20 protein-coding genes and 1 tRNA gene are annotated in these 19706 nt (G+C 64.2%); 11 read left to right on the forward strand and 10 right to left on the reverse strand.

Features of this window, described 5'->3' with window-relative positions:
• The first annotated feature begins 463 nt into the window (after positions 1-463).
• From traD to J7367_RS05270, 10 genes are all read left to right on the forward strand, one after another.
• Positions 464-886: a conjugal transfer protein TraD gene (gene traD, locus J7367_RS05225; RefSeq protein WP_057658350.1), complete on the forward strand. Its 423-nt coding sequence runs from the start codon at positions 464-466 to the stop codon at positions 884-886.
• A 3-nt stretch (positions 887-889) separates the two neighbouring features.
• The gene (locus J7367_RS05230; protein ID WP_057658353.1) at positions 890-1156 is read left to right on the forward strand and encodes a hypothetical protein; all 267 of its coding nucleotides are present in this window, start codon (positions 890-892) and stop codon (positions 1154-1156) included.
• A gap of 81 nt (positions 1157-1237) precedes the next feature.
• The gene (locus tag J7367_RS05235; protein ID WP_057658355.1) at positions 1238-3781 is read left to right on the forward strand and encodes a DotA/TraY family protein; all 2544 of its coding nucleotides are present in this window, start codon (positions 1238-1240) and stop codon (positions 3779-3781) included.
• Positions 3782-3785: 4 nt separating this feature from the next.
• Positions 3786-4181: a hypothetical protein gene (locus J7367_RS05240; protein ID WP_057658357.1), complete on the forward strand. Its 396-nt coding sequence runs from the start codon at positions 3786-3788 to the stop codon at positions 4179-4181.
• 8 nt (positions 4182-4189) lie between these two features.
• Complete coding sequence (locus J7367_RS05245) at positions 4190-4639, forward strand: hypothetical protein (protein WP_057658359.1); 450 nt, start codon at positions 4190-4192, stop codon at positions 4637-4639.
• A gap of 41 nt (positions 4640-4680) precedes the next feature.
• Positions 4681-5214: a hypothetical protein gene (locus tag J7367_RS05250; RefSeq protein WP_057658361.1), complete on the forward strand. Its 534-nt coding sequence runs from the start codon at positions 4681-4683 to the stop codon at positions 5212-5214.
• Entirely contained in the window at positions 5211-5657 is a 447-nt protein-coding gene (locus J7367_RS05255; protein WP_057658364.1) for a hypothetical protein, read from the forward strand. The genes J7367_RS05250 and J7367_RS05255 overlap by 4 nt, the downstream gene beginning before the upstream one ends.
• 2 nt (positions 5658-5659) lie before the next feature.
• Entirely contained in the window at positions 5660-6769 is a 1110-nt protein-coding gene (locus J7367_RS05260; RefSeq protein WP_081027421.1) for a M23 family metallopeptidase, read from the forward strand.
• Positions 6769-7209, forward strand: a complete 441-nt coding sequence (locus J7367_RS05265; protein WP_057658367.1) for a hypothetical protein — start codon at positions 6769-6771, stop codon at positions 7207-7209. The genes J7367_RS05260 and J7367_RS05265 overlap by 1 nt, the downstream gene beginning before the upstream one ends.
• A gap of 284 nt (positions 7210-7493) precedes the next feature.
• Positions 7494-8372, forward strand: a complete 879-nt coding sequence (locus J7367_RS05270; protein ID WP_057658368.1) for a hypothetical protein — start codon at positions 7494-7496, stop codon at positions 8370-8372.
• A 59-nt stretch (positions 8373-8431) separates the two neighbouring features.
• Here J7367_RS05270 and J7367_RS05275 read toward each other — a convergent pair whose 3' ends face one another.
• The 9 genes from J7367_RS05275 to murJ form a co-directional block, all read right to left on the reverse strand.
• On the reverse strand, positions 8432-9298 hold the full coding sequence (locus J7367_RS05275) for a phage replication protein (RefSeq protein WP_244672269.1): 867 nt from the start codon (positions 9296-9298) through the stop codon (positions 8432-8434).
• A 3-nt stretch (positions 9299-9301) separates the two neighbouring features.
• Positions 9302-9664 carry a hypothetical protein gene (locus J7367_RS05280; RefSeq protein WP_139792577.1) on the reverse strand — a complete coding sequence of 121 codons (363 nt, stop codon included), beginning with the start codon at positions 9662-9664 and terminating at the stop codon, positions 9302-9304.
• A 97-nt stretch (positions 9665-9761) separates the two neighbouring features.
• Positions 9762-10148, reverse strand: coding sequence for a hypothetical protein (locus J7367_RS05285; protein WP_139792579.1), 387 nt, complete (start codon positions 10146-10148; stop codon positions 9762-9764).
• A gap of 308 nt (positions 10149-10456) precedes the next feature.
• Positions 10457-10532 (reverse strand) — tRNA-Thr (locus J7367_RS05290).
• A 75-nt stretch (positions 10533-10607) separates the two neighbouring features.
• Positions 10608-11558, reverse strand: a complete 951-nt coding sequence (gene ispH, locus J7367_RS05295; protein ID WP_007967513.1) for a 4-hydroxy-3-methylbut-2-enyl diphosphate reductase — start codon at positions 11556-11558, stop codon at positions 10608-10610.
• A gap of 66 nt (positions 11559-11624) precedes the next feature.
• Positions 11625-12143, reverse strand: a complete 519-nt coding sequence (gene lspA / locus J7367_RS05300; RefSeq protein WP_057658374.1) for a signal peptidase II — start codon at positions 12141-12143, stop codon at positions 11625-11627.
• A gap of 313 nt (positions 12144-12456) precedes the next feature.
• A complete protein-coding gene (ileS, locus tag J7367_RS05305) occupies positions 12457-15288 on the reverse strand; it encodes an isoleucine--tRNA ligase (protein WP_057658376.1) in 2832 nt (943 codons plus the stop codon).
• A gap of 6 nt (positions 15289-15294) precedes the next feature.
• Entirely contained in the window at positions 15295-16317 is a 1023-nt protein-coding gene (locus J7367_RS05310) for a bifunctional riboflavin kinase/FAD synthetase (RefSeq protein ID WP_057658378.1), read from the reverse strand.
• A 189-nt stretch (positions 16318-16506) separates the two neighbouring features.
• The gene (gene murJ, locus J7367_RS05315) at positions 16507-18099 is read right to left on the reverse strand and encodes a murein biosynthesis integral membrane protein MurJ (protein ID WP_057658379.1); all 1593 of its coding nucleotides are present in this window, start codon (positions 18097-18099) and stop codon (positions 16507-16509) included.
• Positions 18100-18215: 116 nt separating this feature from the next.
• On the opposite strand from murJ, the gene rpsT reads away from it, so the two are divergent.
• The gene (gene rpsT, locus J7367_RS05320) at positions 18216-18485 is read left to right on the forward strand and encodes a 30S ribosomal protein S20 (RefSeq protein ID WP_003484323.1); all 270 of its coding nucleotides are present in this window, start codon (positions 18216-18218) and stop codon (positions 18483-18485) included.
• A gap of 91 nt (positions 18486-18576) precedes the next feature.
• Here the strand turns inward: rpsT and obgE are convergent, their stop codons facing one another.
• Positions 18577-19644, reverse strand: a complete 1068-nt coding sequence (obgE, locus tag J7367_RS05325) for a GTPase ObgE (RefSeq protein ID WP_003484324.1) — start codon at positions 19642-19644, stop codon at positions 18577-18579.
• Between the last annotated feature and the right edge of the window lie 62 nt (positions 19645-19706).

Below are 19706 nucleotides of genomic sequence, written 5' to 3' on the forward strand. Positions count from 1 at the left end.
TCTGATGCCAGCTCCGCTGCTCTGGGGTGTCGGGGTGCTCGCACCCTGACCGCAGTGTTTCTCCGTCAGGAGAAACAACTAACTGCGCCTCAGCTCGCGGAGGCGAGCTTCGGAAAACAGCGAAAGCTGCTTGCAGGAACCACGGCAACGCTACTACTGGCGTCAAATTAATTCAAATATATGGCGTCATGGCGCACTTGCTGTTCAATGGCAGCACCGGGCGCTCGCGTTGCCACCCTATGGGCGACATGATTCGCGGCTGGGCACATGATTGCCGCTGTAGATCCCTAGGGAAGAGCGGCCCTGAATACCCCATCCTCAGATGACGGCACGGTGTTAAATGACACCCAGTGATATACCATCATTCATAGGTTGCATTTCGCCTGCCTTCTGGCTACTGTCTGCAGAATGCTGGCGATCCAAGGTCCACGAAATGCTGTCAGAACCTAACCCGGCGCCTCCAATGCAGACGGCTCCCGCCCCGAGTACTGCGGTCATCGAGGCTTCACGGCGCGGACGCAAGACGCGGGACGAAGCCAAAGCGGAGGCCGCACGGCTGGAGAAGGAGATCAACGCGCTCCGCCGGGAACACGAAGTACGCACTCGCAAGATGGAGCGGTTGGCCGCCCAGCGACAGAAACTGATGAAGTCCGTTCAACGGCGTGAGATGCACCATCGGAAGTTCGAGATCGGCGGGTTGGCACAGATTGCCGGTCTCCTCAACGAGGATCGAGGCTTCCTGCTGGGGGTCCTACTTCGCGCCCAAGGGGAGATGTCGCGACCGACCTGGACTACAGACCAGTATCAGACGCTCAAGCAGCTTGGCGACAGCGAACTCGCCGCACGCGAGGCCAATCGGAAAGTCCGCCGGACCACGGAGAAGTGACCGATGCACGATGATCTTCGGCACATCGTCGGCAAGTCGCGCGATGCCAAGCACGGCGGTTTCGATGTGCTTTCCACGGGCGAAAAGCTCGCCACCGCCCTTGTTCTCAATCGCTCCGACTGGTTGGCCAAGATGGACTACACCATTGCGGAGGCTATCGAGCGGATCGGGCCGCAATGGGCCGTACTGATCCCCGACGCCGCCAAGCTACTTGATTCTCTCGAACCGCCCGCACAGCCGTGCGACTCCTTTCACGACAGCATTCCCTGACGAGTCTGTGCTGCTATGGCGATGCCCTTCACACCGTGCCCGGACCCTTCGACCGGCCCATGCCCCGACCAGTCGGTCACGATGCTGCGGCACATCTTCGGCCCGGTCATCGACAAGCTCACCGTCGGCGCCGACCCCGATCAGGTCAACGCAGCCGCCTCGCTGCTCGGGTCCATGTTCTCGGTCCTGAACAGCGGCATCCTCATGATTGGCTCGCTGATCGTGTCCTATGTGGCTGTGATGGGCGTGCTGAACACCGCCAGCGACGGCGAGGCGATGGGCCGCAAGTGGTCGTCCTTGTGGACGCCAGTTCGCATTGTCTCTGGCGGCTCAGTGCTGCTACCGACTGCGAGTGGCTACAGCTTCCTCCAGCTCATTGTTTTTATGCTTGCGCTCTGGGGCATCGGCCTTGCCAATGCCGTGTACGACAAGGGCGTCGCACTCGGCATCCTCTCGCCGAACGGCCTCGTGGCAGCCGTCCACGACCCCGGCAGCTACCACGGCCTGCGCGAGTTCGCCCGCCAGTACACGGCCGCGAGTTACTGCGCACGGGCCGCCAATGCCACCTACGCCGATCCGAATACGGGCACGGCGCCACGGGTCCAGGCGGACAGCGCACCGGATGCCGTGTTCGACCAAGGTGGACGCCGGGAGTACGTATTCGAGATCAAGGACCGCAACGAGCACACGAACGTTGCCGGTGGCGCGCCGCTCTGCGGCACGGTGAAGGTCGGGGAGTACACCCCGCAGGCCCGCGCCGATGCGACCGCACAGGCGATGGAGCAGGTCCGCTCGCAGGCGATGGAAGAAAAGAAGCAGGCAGCCGTGCACATGATGGCTGCCATCGACCGATGGGTGTACACGTGGCCGGCGCAGGTCTCGGCCGACAACTGGAACACCGTCCACTCGGCCGAGTTCAACCGCATTGTCAGCGAGGCCGAGGAGCGCGTCGCCACCGCGCTGGCCGAGAACGCGACCAACAGCGAAAGCCAGCTCGGCGCTGGCATGAGTGCCTATCTCAACTCGCTGACGATGGACGGCTGGGCGAATGCGGGCGGCTGGTTCCAGCGCGTAGGCCAGGTGCGCGGCCAGCTCTCGGGCATCTTTGCGGAGCCGGTCGGAAGCGTCAGTCCGCCGACGCTCACCGGCCTGCCGAACAGCGCAGCCACTGCCGAGTTCGTCAGCAGCGTATCGATGGCGGCCGAAGTCACGCGCAAGGCGGAAACGCACAAGGACTACAGCCGCGAGGAAGTGCGACCGGAGGACATTGCTTCGGCAATCCCGACCGATCCTCAGGCAGCGGTCAACATCGGCCAGATGCGCGCCGACATGGACGCCAAGACTTCGAGCTGGATCAACAACAGCATGAAGTACGTGGTGGACATCGCCATCGGCGCCGACAGCAACGGGACGGTCCCGAGCGTCACCTCCCCTGTGGTGATCCCGGGCGTCACCGATCCCAATGGAAACGTGGGCCGCTTGTGCGGCACGGCCGGTGAAATCGGCGGAAGCCTCAACCGCATGAAGTGCGTCGGCGATTACCTGACGGTCATGCTCGCCGCGACGAAGACCATTTCCGCTGCCGTCAAGACGGCAATGGCGGTACTGCGCGTGGGGGCAGGCACGCTGTCCTCTGTCAAGGGCGTCGGCACCGGCCTCGACCTCGACAAGATCGTGGAACCCATCTGGGACTGGGTGCTGGAGGTGCCGCTGGCGGGTCTCGCCACAATGTCCGCCTACCTGGAACCGCTGGCGTTCTATTTCGGCGTCTTCCTGCCTTCGCTCCCGTACACGATCTTCATGATCGTGGTCTGCGGCTGGGTGCTGGCGGTGCTGCAAGCCTGCCTTGCCGCGCCGCTGTGGGCGATCATGCACATGACGCCGGAGAGCACCTTCGTCGGCAGCCAGCGGCAAGGCTATCTCCTGCTGCTATCGCTGTTCGTTCGCCCAGCGCTGGCAGTGGTCGGACTGTTCGCCGGGATATTGATCAGCGACCCGCTGATCGACTTCACCGCCAAGGCGTTTTTCAGCATGCGGGGTGCGGTGTCGGCCTCGACCGGCACCATCGGCGCAATCAGCGAGTTCCTCACGTTCGCATGGTGGCTGATCGTCTTCGGGGCAACGCTGCTCCCGATCCTCTACATGTCGTTCGGCCTGCCGCAGGCGCTGCCGGACAAGGTGTTGCAGTGGATCGGCGGCGGCGTGCACGACCTTGGCGAGACGGCCGCGCTGGGCGAAATGCGTACTGGAATGGCACATGCGCAGTCGCGCGGCAGCCTCCCGGTCGATGGGCAACGCCGGGGTGGAGGTGGCCGCTTGCCGCCGGGCGGTGGCGGAGGCATCCCACCACCGGGTGGCGGGGGCGGGCGACCCTCGGCCCCACCGTTGTCCACGGGACCGCAGGGCGTCGGCCCGTCTCCATCCTCGCCGCCACCGCCCCGGTCGCTCCCGCGTCTCACTGGGCCCAGTGGCGGCTATCGCGGCGGCTCCGGCGGGGCACGACTGGCCCCCATCGGTCCGCAACCGGGCGTCAGCGGCCCGCAGGGCATTACCCCGCGCCCGTCGCTCGACGGGCAACCCCCGCCGCCGACCGGCAGCGCCCCAGGTAACCGCTCGAAGGAATAACACCATGACCTATCTGGACAAGATCGAGGGCTTGAACATCGGCACCGCCAATGGCCTGCGGCGGGGCTACAACGAAGGCTTCAATGACGGCATGTCCTATGCCGCCGCCGTGGAGCGCGAACGCGACGATCTCGCGTGGGCGGCAAATGCACTCGCCGCCATCGCCGCCGCCGCGCTGTCGGCGCTCGACAGCGCCCCGGCTGACGTGCAGGCCGCCGCTCTCCAGAGCTACAGCCAGCGCTGCAATCAGCTTGTCGGCTCCGTGCTGCGCTGCGAACCCCACGTCGATCCGACGGTGCTGCATCGGGAACCGGCCGTTGCCAACTGGCTACCGGACATCGCTGCGCGCCTGAACACTTATGCGTCTTCTTCGGCGTACGACGCCAATCCGTCCTGGTGAGCACCCGCATGAAAGAGACCGCCAAGAAAGTGACCAGGTTCGCCGTCATCGGCCTGCCGAAGCGCCTGATCGGCTGGGACCAGATCAAGGCCAACAACCGACTCATCGCCGATCTGTGGCGGTCCGCCCGTACCCCGGTCGATACCACAGCGCATGCCGCGCAGGTGCTGGAACGGTTCGCCCAACTCCGGCCCATCGAGCGCCAGCAGCTCGTCGCCGGGCACGCGCGGGTGAGCCGGTTCTGGTGGGGCTGCGCTGCCGTCTGCCTCGCGGGTGCGCTCTACATGGTCGCGAACCAAGCCCCGGCTATGGTCGCCGTGAACTGGCTGGCTTTCGCCGTACTGACAGGCACTTTCGGCCTCAAGCGCGCCTATCGGGCGTGGCAGGTCGAAACCGGGACGCTGTTCCAGCCCGGTGCGTTCAGGCATTTCTTCCACAACGAAAGGTGGTTCCGCTGATCCGTTAACCGTCGCGCCACTGGCGCAAGGGAGTTGTCGCCATGATCTATCCGCAATCCGTCCCGTCCGATGTCCTTGCCGTTCTGCTGGCCGTCGCCGAGGGCGTCCAACGAGAACGACGCTCACGGCTCGCCCGTCGGCTGCTGCTGGCCGCCGGAATGGCTCTGTGCCTGCTGTCGCTTGCGGCGCTCGCTCCCTCGGTCCATGCCGCCGCGCCTTCGCTGAGCGACGCGCTCGAATGCCGCCTGCCCACTGCGCAAGCCGAAACGGTGCTGGCGGACTACGGCATCCCGACCGATGGCAAGGGGGTCCAGTTCGGCACGCTTGTCACAGCCTTCGATATCCCGGTGATGAAGATCGAAGCCGTCAAGGAATCCGGCATCCTGCACCTGTACTACGTCATTGTCGCCGACGCACTGCGGCCGTTCATCGACGCCGCCGGGATGCAAGCGGGCGGCGCGGGCTTTGTCCGCTCGTTCCTGCATCAGCGAAACAGCTTGCATGCCATCACCCCGGCTGAGGTTCGCCAGCGCGGTGCGCTGATGGCTCCAATCCATTGCGAGATGAAAGCATGAAGACCCTCCCTCCGATCCTCCTGCTATGGGCGCTGGCCCCAGCCGCTCACGCACTGGATGCGGCGCAATGGCAAGCGGTCGCGCCCGCCCTGCAAGCGGCCATCGAGTGCCACGCGAAACCAGACACCAGCACGGCGGGATGGGAAGCACTGCCCCGTGATCGCTTCGGCGGGATCGCGCCAATCAAGCCACCCAGTCCCTTCTCGGTGTTCGGCCTGCCGGTTACCGAGGTGTCGGTCTCCATCGATCCGGAGGGCGTCGAAGGCGACAGCTATACAGCGAAGCTCGCCAGCACCACGCAGGCAATCAAGGCGGCCGCCAAGCTCGATGCGGAAGGCCGCCGTGAGGCGACCATCGGCACGCTAGAGTTGGACGACATCGGGCAATTGAGTTGCGTTGTCCTCGGTGCCTACAGCGAAAGCGACTTCCAGCCGGAGGACTGATCATGCACCGCGCAACTCTTCCCTTCGCAATCCTTCTTGCTGCGGCCAGTGGCGGCGCATCCGCCCCAGCTGTCGCCAATGGCACGTGCATGGTTCCACCCAATCCGCTGAAAACCGTGTCCAGCCGCTTCGGCATCTTCCGCACGCCCGGGCAACACGGTTCGGCCGCGAAACGAGGGCACATGCATGACGGCCTTGATTTCAGTACCGGCGGGAAAACGCCCTTGTATGCGACAGCTGACGGCAAGATCGTCTTCGAGGGATACTGGGGCGGCTATGGCAACAGCCTCGTGATCGAACGCCCGAACGGGCACACGTTCCGCTACTCGCACATGTCGGGTTTCGCCGACGGCCTTGGCGAGGGCAGCGAGGTCAAGGCCGGGCAGCAGCTGGGCATCGCGGGGAACACCGGTGGCGGCAACATGGCCGTCCATCTGCATTTTTCCCACGGCGTCCCTGGCCAGCAAGAAGTCCGTGCGAAGCAGTTCTACGCTGACGCCGGAAGGTTGAAGTCGCTGAGCCCGGCCCAACTGCCCACCGTGTTGCGTAATGGCGGCCGAGGACTTGGCTGGAAGACGGACCCGAGCCCCTACTTCTGCGAAGCGTTCCCGATCCAAGACGGGCGCGGCGACCGCTTCGGCAAGACAACGAAGGAGCAATACGCTCTGCTCTATGGCGACGCCCCCGATGGCGGTGCTCCGCCGGAACTCGCGGCTGCCCGCATGCAACAGGCCGAAGCCGCCGCGAACGGCCAGTCAATCGAAGAATTCCTGACGGACTCGGACGGCTACGGCGCCTTGCCGGGACCGCCCATTGGCACGTCCGAAACGCAGTCGGCGCGGGAATGGCTGCTCACGGAAGCGACCCGGCGCTTCGCCAGCGCCGACTGGGCGAACGAACTGCCGAAGGTGAGCAGCCGGGCCCTGTGGGTGGACTACGTGCGCGCCAACGGCGTATCGATCCATCTGGCCGACACGATCCGCCACAAAAAACAGCGGGTCGAGGCCCTGCTGGCGGTCTACACCAGCCAGAAGCTGGCCAGCCAGCGGCAGCAGGCCGAACAAGCACGGCGGCGGGCCGTCGCCCAGCAGGCCCGGCACGAGGTGCAGTAGTGCGCGTCAATGGCCCTCGGCCTCTCGCCGAGGCCGAGCTGGCCGCGCTTCGAGCGGAGATGTGCGCAGCCGGGCTCAGGATGCGTGCTCGACTCGGCTTCACCGGGCTCATTCGGACGCGCCTGCTCGACCGCGAAGGCCGCTCTCCCAAGCACCCAACGCACCGGGAGTTTGCCGATGAACTGGCCTTCCTCTCCCTGACGCTGCACGGCGACAGCGTGGCTGAAGTCCGATTCGGCGTCCGCCATCGCCGGGGCCGCCACACCACTGGGGTACTTCTCAGCCGCTGGAAAGGCACTCGCTTCGCTGCCGGGGCGGAAATCCGGGTCTGCCTGCACGGCGTCTCCTGCACATTGGCCGACCTGTGGGATGAGTTCGACCATCTGCGCTATATCGACCTGCCACCGATCCATCCGCAGGCGTGGCGCGAGTTGTACTGACTACTTACCACTACTTATCTAGGTTGGGTAAGTAGTTGTAAGTATCGCCATCATCACCGGCATTGGGTTGGCTCAGGAGCGGCAATAGGAGCTACCGGCCCTGAAAGCGCCGCAAGTTGCGCCGGAGCTTGTCGCCGGGTATCTTGATACCCGGCCCAAGGCAGGGGCCTGCCGCCCGTCAGCGCAAAGCTGTAACAGCACTGTTTGCAGAGCATGTCTTCGACTTGAGCACTTCAGGTCTGGAGCGGTAGGCGGGCGACGTTCGATCAGACCAGGAGGCTGCCATGTCCGACACCCGTTCTACCTCTGCACCAGTCCTTTCGCACATCAAGCGTCAGGCCAAGTCCATCAAGAAGAGCCAGGGCATTACCCACATCCAAGCACTGGATGTTGCGGCTATCGCGTCCGGTTTTCAGAACTTCCGCCACGCTCAGAACGAGGCTGGGCGACCCGTCAGTACGCCTTCGTACCCGGTGACGCTCTTCGGCCCGTGGCGCGACAAGGATGGCCTGCGTGGCCTAGAAACGCTGACGATTTCGCTGCCGAAGCCGTGGCAGGAAGCCATCCCTCGAAACCGACTGGTCCACAGCCGGTACACCCATTATTTCGATGTCGGCTCAGAGCCGAACATGCTGGCGAGCAAGCGGATTCATGATTCGCAAGATCGCGCCCGAGTCGTCGTGTGCGGGGCTGCGAGGACACTGATCTTCGCCGCCGCGACTGGCTTGCGCGAATCCTCCGGCCATAGCCGGGCATATCCACGCGAGCGCGATCACTGGTGGGGTAACAGCAATCCCGAGCGAAATCATCGCCATATTCCCGGACAGGATCACATCAGTGTTTGGTTCGACCCGGCGACGAAGCGCTATCTGATCGTGGACGAGCCCTACGGGGCGCGTGCTGATCGCGAGCAGGAAAACCGAGAGCGTTGGTGCGCTTATCACGGCTACTCGATAGTTCGCCCGTCATGGCCCGGCATGTACGCACCCGATATCGGGTCGCGCTTCTACCTCTTCTCCAGCGATGAGAAGGGCATCCCGCTCGGCCCGATAGTGGCCGCGCTCAACGCGCTTCCGCCGCCCGTCACTGCGACGGAATGGTCCGGCGAGTCAAAGACTTTCCCCAAGCTGGAAAAACAGCGACCGGAACCGTTAGCGACTTGATGCCGTGCGTCAGGATCGTAACGCTACGATATCGTAGCGTTACGATAACGCCCTTGTGGCTATGGCGGCCCCATCGACATCGACCGCCCCAGCACCTCCGCTATATCAGTCAAGTGCTTTGCTGCCGAGTTGCTGTTAGCGGTCAGCCAATGGCGCGCTTCACTGACGAATGCAACTGTCCTGCCTCGGCTATCCAATTTCGTAACGTGCCGAGCAGCTCTCTCGACTGATGACGCGCCAAAATCGCGCACAAGTTCGGCGATCTGTCCTCGGTCACGGTCCCCAAAGCAGTACAGGCCATGCATGACCTCTGGCCTCTCTCCGCCGTTTCGGCCCTTGTTCTTACTCGCACTGACGGCCACGTGCTGATTGGTACTGGTACTAGGTTTGGTTAAGCTATTTGTGCTGGTCTTGGTAGTGCTATTGACGCCTTGAAATCCGACGACTGGTTCTCCGGCGACTGGATTTCCATGATCTGGAAACCCATCGACTGGAAATCCGTCGATGGCCGTATCGTCAAGCCCCTCGAAAGCAAATGGAGTATCCGTCACAAATGACAGCCAATGCCATCGCCCCTTCTCGTCCCTACGCCTTCTACGCAGCAGATAGCCTGCTGCTTCGAGTTCCCTCAGTGCCGCTTTAATGGCATCACGACCTTCGACCCCTTCACGTGCGAGAGCTTCTGCAGCCATCCTGTAGCCAGGGGCGTTCGATAAAAGCCGGCCGAGCACGCCCCTTGCTCGATAGCTCAACCTGGAATCCCGAAGCACTGAGTGGGGGATGACCTCAAATTGGCCCTTTCGAGGAGCCCGAACGATCTCCATGCCGCCACTTCTGTTAACCTTCCCCTGCGAGCCTTCGCACATGGCTTCATCACCCCCGCCCTGCCCGGCGGGGGTTTCTTTTTGCGTCTGAGGGTAAGCCATGACTCACCCTCCAGCAGCCAATCGCTGGCGTTCGATTTGCTCGGCCTTGCGGGGGCGACCACGCCGACGGGTTGGCTGGGTAGCTCGAAGACCGTCCAGGTACTCGGCCACGTCCGTCAGCGCAAAGCAGCGCTTGCGCCCTTGGACAAAGCTTCGGACCGGAAACTTCTGATTCGCACCGCATAATTGGTTGCGAATCGTGCGCGACTGCAAGCCTGTGATCTGCGCGACTTGCTCTACGGATAAGGTCGGTGGATACAACGCCGATAGGTATTCGAGCGTTGTCAAGCGACGGTTATAAGTCTTGGTGATGTGCGCCGCTAGCGCAGCAAGCCCGAACTGCGCTTCTTGGATTTGGATGTTCACTTTGAAAGCCCTCAAGCTCGCGGCATCCACCGCCAACAGCGGTGGTGCACGATGAGGCGCTTGATCCGAGTAGCCGCCGCGGAAAGTGTGTTACGGATCAGCGCCGAGGGCGACGACGCGGCGGCGGCGTATCGGAATCTGGATTGCGATCAGGCGCTTCTTTCGGACCAGGATAGCCGGCAGAGCGCGCAGAGACGCAGCCCTTCGGAACCCATGCATTGAAGCTCGTGAAGAAGAGCAGGCTCGTCATCGCAAGGACCCAAAGCAGCACGCTCGCGAACCCGACGAGGATGCTCGACGCCCCGAGAACAAGTGAAGCGAGGGATTCCTGCTGCCCCACCATCGTCTGCAGAGCCAAGCCAACAAGCAGCATTACCGCGATAACCCACATCGCTCGCTTGCAAACGGGGAAGAAGAACTTCTGTTCGAAGTGACGACGGCGTCGCTGCCGCGCACGTTCTTGCTTCCACTTTTCTCGGCTCATAGGACGCTGCAAGGCAATGATCACTGGTGATCACCGTACTCGCAGGAATTAGGCCGCGCAAGACTGACTATAGTCCATCTGTCAAGCACCGTCTGTCAGATGGACCAGAATCCATATCGTCCACATTTGCGCCAATCCTGTCCCACTGCCGAGCGGGATTTCCGGGATACCGGCGTATCAGCCGGGATCACTGGCAATCACAAAATGCGCCTCTGAAGCGCATCCGTTCATCGTCAGACCTACCGAAAATTCAGGCGCTTACGATGAAAAAGGCCCCGAGAAGCCTAGGCTTTTCGGGGCTTTGGAAGTGGTGCCGGAAATAGGAATCGAACCTACGACCTACGCATTACGAATGCGCCGCTCTACCAACTGAGCTATTCCGGCGAGCCGTGAATTGTAGGAGCGCAGCGCCCCCCGGGTCAATCGCTGCAAGCGCCGCAGCCGGAATGACACGCCGCCCTAGCTGACCAGACGCAAGCGCAGCTCCTTGGGCAGCGCAAACACCATCGATTCCGGCTCGCCTTCAAGTTCGGAGACGCCGGCCGCGCCCAGTTCGCGCAAGCGCTCCAGCACGCCATCGACCAGCACCTGCGGCGCAGAGGCGCCGGCGGTCAGGCCGATATGCTGCTTGCCGACAATCCAGGCCGGGTCGATCTCGCTGGCGTTATCGATCAGGTAGGACTCCACCCCGTCGCGCCGGGCCAGCTCGCTCAACCGGTTGGAATTGGAGCTGTTGGGCGAACCGACCACCAGCACCAGATCGCACTGGCGCGCCAGATCGCGCACCGCGTCCTGGCGGTTCTGGGTGGCGTAGCAGATGTCGTCGTGGCGCGGGCCCTGCATCGCCGGGTAGCGCGCACGCAAGGCCTCGATGATGCCCATGGTGTCGTCCACCGACAGGGTGGTCTGGGTGGTATAGGCAAGGTTATCGGGTTGGCGGACATCGAGCGTGGCGACCTGCTCGATGTCTTCGACCAGATAGATCGTGCCCACCCCGCGCTCGCGGCTCCACTGCCCCATCGTGCCTTCCACTTCCGGGTGCCCGGCATGGCCGATCAGCACAACGTCGCGCCCTGCCCGGCAATGCCGCGCCACCTCGAAATGCACCTTGGTCACCAGTGGGCAGGTGGCGTCGAACACCTTCAGTCCACGCCGCTCGGCTTCCTGACGCACCGCCTGCGAGACGCCGTGCGCGCTGAAGATCACCGTGGCGTCGTCGGGCACCTCGTCGAGTTCTTCGACGAAGATCGCGCCGCGCTGCTTGAGGTCGTCGACCACGAAGCGGTTGTGCACGACCTCGTGCCGCACATAGATCGGCGCGCCCAGCGTCTCGATCGCACGCTTGACGATCTCGATCGCACGGTCGACGCCGGCACAAAAACCACGGGGATTGGCGAGCAGGACATCCATGGCGGGCATTCTACGGGAATGGGGAACGAGGGGTCGGACCGGGCAGCAGTCGCGAGCAGGCAGGCTTCAGCGCAGATTCCCGGTTCCCGCCTGCTGCTTGCCGGATTTGTCGAACAAGCCGAACACGGCAATTCCGATCGCACCGCCCACGATCGCCGAGTCGGCGATATTGAAGGACGGCCAGGTGTGGCTGCCGATGTACCACTGGATGAAATCCACCACGTGACCGTGCATCAGCCGGTCGATCACGTTGCCGATCGCCCCGCCGATCACCAGCGCATATGGCAGCGCGCTGCGCCAATGCCCGCGCGCGGTGCGCGAGAGCCAGAACGCCAGCAGGCCGCTGATGCCCACCGCCAACGCAGTGAAGAACCACAGCTGCCAGCCACCGGCATCGCTCAGAAAGCTGAAGGCCGCGCCGGTGTTATAGGTGCGGTACCAGTTCCAGAAGCCGTCGATCACCGGCACCGGGGTGTACTCGGGCAGGCTGGACAGCACCCAGGCCTTGCTCCACTGATCCAGGCAGACCACCAGCGCAGAGAGCAGCAGCCAGATCAGGGCCGAGGGGTTGGGGCGTTGACTCATGTCGAAAGATCGCAGTTGGTGGCCGCTGCTCCGATGCCGGAGAAGACGCCTGGGTGGGAGGTAGTGACTGGAGTGGCAGAAAACGACAGATGCTGGATTGCAGGCGGACAAGGATGGCACGGGCGGCTCGACCAGCCGCGCCGCCCTGCCCCAATGCGTGCCCCAAGCTTCAGCAAGCCAGGCGCATGGCGGCAGCGGACGCGTCGCTGCAGAGCAACCAGGGGCTACCCCGGCAGCTGACGCGGGCTGCGCCAGCGCCAGACGCCGGCAGTCCGTGGCCAGATCCCTGCCACGTCCCGCCGGCGAGGCGGCGTCAGAACCAGCGACGCTGCTCGCCCGGACCTTCGATATTGCTGACGCAACGGCTGCACAGGTCCGGGTGACGCGGGTCGCTGCCCACGCTGGCCTGATGGTGCCAGCAGCGCACGCACTTGGCCTTGGTCGTGGGCTGCGCACTGACGAAGATGTCGTCGGTGCTGGCCGCGGTCACGGTGACATCGCCACTGATGAACAGGAAGCGCAGTTCCTCGGCCAGCGGTTGCCAGCGCGCGGCGGTCTGCGCATCGGCGGCCACGGTGATTTCCGCTTCCAGCGCCGCACCGATCGCGCCATTGGCACGCATCGGCTCCAGCACCTTGGCCACCTGCTCGCGCAGGACCAGCAACTTGTCGAAATCCGCACCGGTCAACGCAGCGTCGGCCGGCAACGGCGCAAGGCCGTCGTACCAGGTGGCGAACAGCACGTTGTCGACATGCTTGCCCGGCAGGTAGCCCCACAGTTCCTCGGCAGTGAAGCTCAACACCGGCGCGATCCAGCGCACGAACGCCTCGGCCACGTGGTACATCGCGCTCTGCGCCGAACGGCGGCCGCGTGCGTCTTCGGCCATCGTGTACAGGCGGTCCTTGGTGACATCCAGGTACAGCGACCCCAGGTCCACGCTGCAGAAGTTCAGCAGTGCCTGCACGATCTCGGCGAAGTCGTAGCGCGCGTAGGCGGCCACGATCTTTTCCTGCAGCTCGTGCGCGCGATGCACGATCCAGCGGTCCAGCAGCACCATCTCGTCCAGCGCCACCAGATGCTGCAGCGGATCGAAGCCATGCAGGTTACCGAGCAGGAAGCGCGCGGTATTGCGCAGGCGGCGGTAGGCATCGGCGTTGCGCTTGAGGATCTCCTGCGACAGCGACATCTCGTTGCTGTAGTCGGCCGAGGCGATCCACAGGCGCAGGATGTCCGCGCCCAGTGTCTTCATGATGTCCTGCGGCTCGATGCCGTTGCCCAGCGACTTGGACATCTTGCGGCCGTGCTCGTCCACGGTAAAACCGTGGGTCAGGCACTGCTTGTACGGCGCCACCTTGTCCATCGCCACGCCGCTCAGCAGCGACGACTGGAACCAGCCGCGGTGCTGGTCGGAACCTTCCAGATACAGGTCGGCCGGCTTGGGCAGCCCACGATCCGGAAGCACCGCCTCGTGCGTCACGCCGGAGTCGAACCACACATCCAGGATGTCGGTGATCTTCTCGTAAGCTGCCGCCTCTTCGCCCAGCAATTCGGCCGCATCCAGCGTGTACCAGACATCCACGCCGCCCTGCTCCACGCGGTCGGCGACCTGGCGCAGCAACTCGGTGCTGCGCGGATGCGGCTCGCCGGTTTCGCGATGCACGAACAAGGCGATCGGCACGCCCCAGGTACGCTGCCGCGAGATGGTCCAGTCCGGGCGCCCGTCGACCATGCCGGCGATACGCGCCTGGCCCCAGGACGGATACCAATGCACGTCTTCGATGGCGTTGAGCGCATCGGCGCGCAGGTTGGCCTGCTCCATCGAGATGAACCACTGCGGCGTGGCGCGGAACGCAATTGGCGTCTTGTGCCGCCAGCAATGCGGATAGCTGTGCTCCATCTTGCTGGCCGCCAGCAGCACGCCGGTCTCGCGAAGCGCGTCGATGATGACGTCGTTGGCCTTCCAGATATGCAGCCCGGCCAGCACGGTGTCGCCCAGCGGCGGGGTCGACGGCAGATATACGCCGCGCCCGTCCACCGGATTGATCTGCGCGGCGCCGTAGCGCTCCAGCAGCCCGTATTGCCTGGAGACCTGATAGTCCTCCTGGCCGTGGCCGGGTGCCGTATGCACCGCGCCGGTACCATCCTCGGCCGACACGTGGTCGCCCAGCAGCAGCGGGATCTCGCGTTCGGCATAGAACGGGTGATTCAGCAGCATGTGCTCCAGCGCCGCGCCCTTGGCGTGCCCGTGCACCACGACCTCGCCCACGCCGTACCGCGCCAGCGCCTTGGCAGCCAACGCTTCGGCGATCACCAGCCAGCGCGGCTGGCCGCGATCGGCCGAACCTTCGACCAGCACATAGTCCAGCTCCGCGCCCAGGCTCACCGCCAGCGACGCCGGCAGCGTCCACGGCGTGGTGGTCCAGATCGGCACCGCCACGCCCACGCCGGCGGGCAGCGAGGCGCCGAACGCGGCAGCCACCGCAGCCGGGTCGCGCGCCGGATAGGCGATATCCACGGTCGGCGACACCTTGTCGGCGTATTCGATCTCGGCCTCGGCCAGCGCCGAACCGCAATCGAAGCACCAGTGCACCGGCTTGACGCCGCGGGTCAGGTGGCCGTTATCGACCACCTTGGCCAACGCGCGGATTTCGTTGGCTTCGAAGCGGAAATCCAGCGTCTTGTACGGGTTGTCCCAATCGCCGATCACGCCCAGGCGCTTGAAATCGCGCCGCTGCAGATCGATCTGCTCGGTGGCGTATTCGCGGCACTTCTGCCGAAATTCGGCCGCATCGAGCTTGACGCCGACCTTGCCGTATTTTTTTTCGATCGCGATCTCGATCGGCAGGCCATGGCAATCCCAGCCCGGGATATACGGTGCATCGAAGCCGGCCAGATATTTCGACTTGACGATGATGTCCTTGAGGATCTTGTTGACCGCATGGCCGAGGTGGATCTGGCCGTTCGCATACGGCGGGCCGTCATGCAGCACGAACAGCGGCCGCCCCGCGGCATTGGCGCGCAGTTGCGCGTAGAAGCCCTCGCGCTCCCAGCGCTCCAGCATCGCCGGCTCGCGCTTGGGCAGGTCGCCACGCATCGGAAATTCCGTCGCAGGCAGATGAAGAGTGGCTTTGTAATCTTGGGTCACAGGAACCTACCGTTGCGCTGGATTGCTTGAGAAGTCCGCACATGGATGTGCGGGCTCTTGCGAGGGACTCGCCGTCGTCGAGGGTTGTTGCTCAGAACGCATATGCGCCGCCAGTACCTCACGTGCCTGCTCGGCATCGCGGTGCATCTGCACGGTCAGCGCCTCCAGGCCATCGAACTTTTCTTCGTCGCGCAGCTTGGCGACGAATTCGACGGCAATGTGCCGGCCATACAGATCGCACTGGAAATCGAACAAGTGCGCTTCCAGCAGCGGCTCCACGCCCGCTACCGTGGGACGCGTGCCGAAGCTGGAGACCGACGGCCACGGCCGCTCGGCCACGCCATGTACCCAGGTCGCATAGATCCCCGACAACGCCGGCGTGCGCGGAAAGCGCAGGTTGGCGGTGGGATAGCCCAAGGTACGACCAAGCTGCTTGCCGCGCACGACCCGGCCACCGATGGCGTACGGGCGACCGAGCAAGTCGCCGGCGTGGGCGAATTCGCCGGCGCCGAGCAGTTCGCGAATTCGCGTTGCCGAAATCCGCTCCCCATGCAAATGCACCGGCGCAATCTCGCCCGCCACAAAGCCGTGCTGCTCGCCAAGCGTACGCAGCAGGCCGATGTCGCCGGCGCGTCGATGGCCGAAACGGAATTCCGGGCCAATCCAGACTTCGCGCGCGCAAAGCCGGCCAACCAGCGCCAGCCGCACGAAATCTTCCGCACACATCTTGGACAAGCGACCGTCGAAACGGATCATGCCCACGCTGTCGGCACCGAAGCCGTACAAGCCTTCGATCTTGGCGCGTGCCAGGGTCAGACGCGGCGGCAGCGCGGCGGGTGCGAAGAACTCGCGCGGCAGCGGCTCGAAGCTCACCGCCACTGCCGGCACACCGAGTGCGCGAGCACGCGCCACTGCGTGTTGCACCAGCGTTCGATGCCCCAGATGCAGGCCATCGAAGGCGCCGATGCAGACCACGCTTCCGCGCGGGAACAGCGTCCCGCCCTCGACGTCTCTAAACAGCCTGCTCATTCCTCGATCCAAACAGATGCCGGCCCGCCGGCCGGCCCTCGTTGATACATAACCTGCAAGTATAGCCGTGCCTGTCAAGCCGCATGGGCGTACCTGGGGCGGGCAGCGCGTCACCGCCTGCGGTTGCGCAGGGATGGGCGTTCCCTGGACAGTGCAGGCGACCTGCAGCGCGCTGATTCGGTCGTCGCCTCAGCCTTCGCGCAGATGCCGCGGCCGCAGCCCCAGCGCCAACTGCGCGACCAGATATGTCGCCCCGCCACTGCCCACCAGTACCGCCAGCCAGCCGATGCGGTTCCATTTGTCCATCTGCGTAAACGACGGCAGCCACCACAGCAAGCTCAACAGCACTGCCACCATCGCCGCACATGCCAGCAGCAGACGCAGCGCATAGCCGCCCCAGCCCGGCCGGCGCTGGTACACACCGGACTTGCCCAGCCAGTACCACAGCAATCCCAGATTGAGATAACTCGACAGTGCACTGGCGATACCCAATGCCAGATGCAGGCCCGGCTGCTTGCCCAGCGCCTGCATCACACCCTGCGCCTTGAGTTCCGGCGGCACCATGATCTGGTACACGACCGCCAGCAGCGCGAAGTTGAACACCATGTTGGCGATCAGCGCCGCCACGCCTGCACGCACGGGTGTGCGGGTGTCCTGGCGCGCGTAGAAGGCCGGCAACAGCACCTTCAGCATGGCGTAGGCCGGCAAACCGAAGCTCAGGCCGTAGACCGACATTGCGGTCATGCGGGTATCGAACGCAGTGAACTGGCGGTACTGGAACAACGTCGCCACCAGCGGTTCGGCCAGCAGCAGCAAGCCCAGCATGGCCGGCATCGCGATCAGCAGGGTGGTGCGGAAGCCCCAGTCCAGCGCGCCGGAGAAAGCTGTGCGATCGGTTTTGACATGATGGCGGGCCAGCGCCGGCAGGATCACCGTGCCCAGCGCCACGCCGAACACACCCAGCGGCAGCTCCAGAAAGCGATCGGCCAGCGACAGCCACGATTGCGACCCATCGGCCAGGCGCGCGGCGATCACCGTATCCAGCATCAGGTTGATCTGAGCAATCGACGAGCCGAACAAGGTCGGGATCATCAAGGTCAGCACTTTGCGCACATCCGGGTGATTCCAGCCCCAACGCGGCAGCGTCAGCAGGCCGATGCCCTTCAGCGCCGGCAGCTGGAACAGCAACTGCAGCGCACCGGCCACCAGCACCGCCCAGCCCAGCGCCAGGATCGGGACGTCCAACCGCGGCGCCAACCACAGCGCGCCGGCAATCATGCACAGATTGAGGATCACCGGCGTCAGCGCCGGGATGGCAAAGCGCTGGAAGCTGTTGAGCGCGCCACCGGCCAGCGCCGTCAACGAGACGAACAGCAGGAATGGAAAGGTCAGCCGCAACAGATCGACCAACAACCCGTATTTTTCCGGATCGGTGGCCGCGCCATCGGAAAATACCGAGGCCAGTTGCGGGGTGAAGATCAACCCCAGTGCGGTGATCAGCAGCAACATCCCGCCCAAGGTGCCGGACACGCGCGCCATCAGCTCGCGCAGATCGGCATGCGGGCGGGTCTCCTTGACCTCGGTGAACACTGGCACGAAGGCGGTGGCGAACGAGCCCTCGGCGAACAGCCGGCGCAGGAAATTGGGAATGCGGAAGGCCACCCAGAACGCGTCGGTCACCGCATTGGCGCCGAAGGTGGTGGAAATCGCCTGGTCGCGGATCAGGCCCAGCACCCGCGAGATCATGGTCATACTGCTGAATGAGAGCAGGCCTCTCAACATGCCGGGCTTGCTCACGCTGCATCCCTCTTGACAACTGACTTGACGTACATATCCGGGTCCATCATACTTTCGCGCTTGCTTTTTCCACCATACCGATTTTTCAGGAACCCACCACCGTGGCCAATATCAAGTCCGCCAAGAAGCGCGCCAAGCAGACCATTGTGCGCAACGAGCGCAACACCGGTCAGCGCTCGATGCTGCGCACCGCCGTCAAGAAGGTGATCAAGGCCCTTGACGCCAACGATGCTGCAGGCGCCGAAGCTGCTTTTGCCGTTGCTCAGCCCATCCTCGACCGTTTCAGCGCCCGCGGCCTGATCCACAAGAACAAGGCTGCACGCCACAAGAGCCGCCTGACCGCGCGCATCAAGGCCATCAAGGCCGCGTAAGCGACCAGTTGGCGCATTGCCGGAAGCCTGGCTTCCGGCAGTACAGAAAAACCCGGCCAAGGCCGGGTTTTTTGTGTGTCTGCGCCTGCACTCAGCCCGCATTGCGCGCTTCGAGTTCGTCTTCGCGCTGACGATCGAAGAACGCCATCACGTCTTTCATGATCGGGAAGGTGCCATCGCGCCCGAGAGCGGAAACCAGGTACCACGGCGCCGTCCAGCCCAACTCGGCCACGATGGTTTCTGCAGCGGCACGCGCCTCGTCTTCGAACATCAGGTCGGCCTTGTTGAGCACCAGCCAGCGCGGCTTCTTCAGCAACTCGGGATCGTGGCGTTCCAGCTCGCGCTCGATGGTGCGCACCTGATCGGCCGGCGATACGCCGTCCACGCCGCCCTCGCCATATACGCCCAGAGCAGGCGAAATATCCACCAGATGCAGCAGCAGGCGGGTGCGTTGCAAATGGCGCAGGAACTGCGTGCCCAGACCGGCGCCGTCGGCCGCGCCTTCGATCAGGCCCGGCACGTCGGCGATGACGAAACTGCGGTACGCCTCGACACTGACCACGCCCAGATTCGGGTACAGGGTCGTGAACGGGTAGTCGGCCACCTTCGGGGTTGCCGCGGACACTGCGCGGATCAGGGTGCTCTTGCCGGCATTGGGGAAACCCAGCAGGCCGACATCGGCCAGCAGCTTCAGTTCCAGCTTGAGCAGACGCTCTTCGCCCTCCTCACCGGTGGTGGCCTGGCGCGGCGCGCGGTTGACCGAGCTCTTGAAATGCATGTTGCCCAGGCCGCCCTTGCCGCCCTTGGCCACCAGCAAGCGGTCGCCGTGCTGGGTCAGGTCGCCGATCACTTCATCGGTCTGCACATTGATCACCACGGTACCGACCGGCACCACGATGATGCGGTCTTCGCCGCCCTTGCCGTAGGCCTGACGACCCATGCCGTTCTCGCCGCGCTGCGCCTTGAAGGTGCGCTCATGGCGGAAATCGACCAGTGTGTTGACGTTCTCGTCGGCCACGATCCAGACGCTACCGCCCGCACCGCCATCGCCGCCATCGGGCCCGCCCAGCGGAATGAACTTCTCGCGGCGAAAGCCGACACAGCCGTTGCCGCCATTACCGGCGGTGACCAGGATTTCTGCTTCGTCGACTAATTTCATGGGATTCGGGGTTCGTGATTTGGGATTGGTGACAACGCGGCAACGCAACCTTGGCGAGCCCG

This window comes from Xanthomonas sp. D-36-1, from assembly GCF_017746155.1.
GTDB classification, from domain to species: domain Bacteria; phylum Pseudomonadota; class Gammaproteobacteria; order Xanthomonadales; family Xanthomonadaceae; genus Xanthomonas; species Xanthomonas cissicola.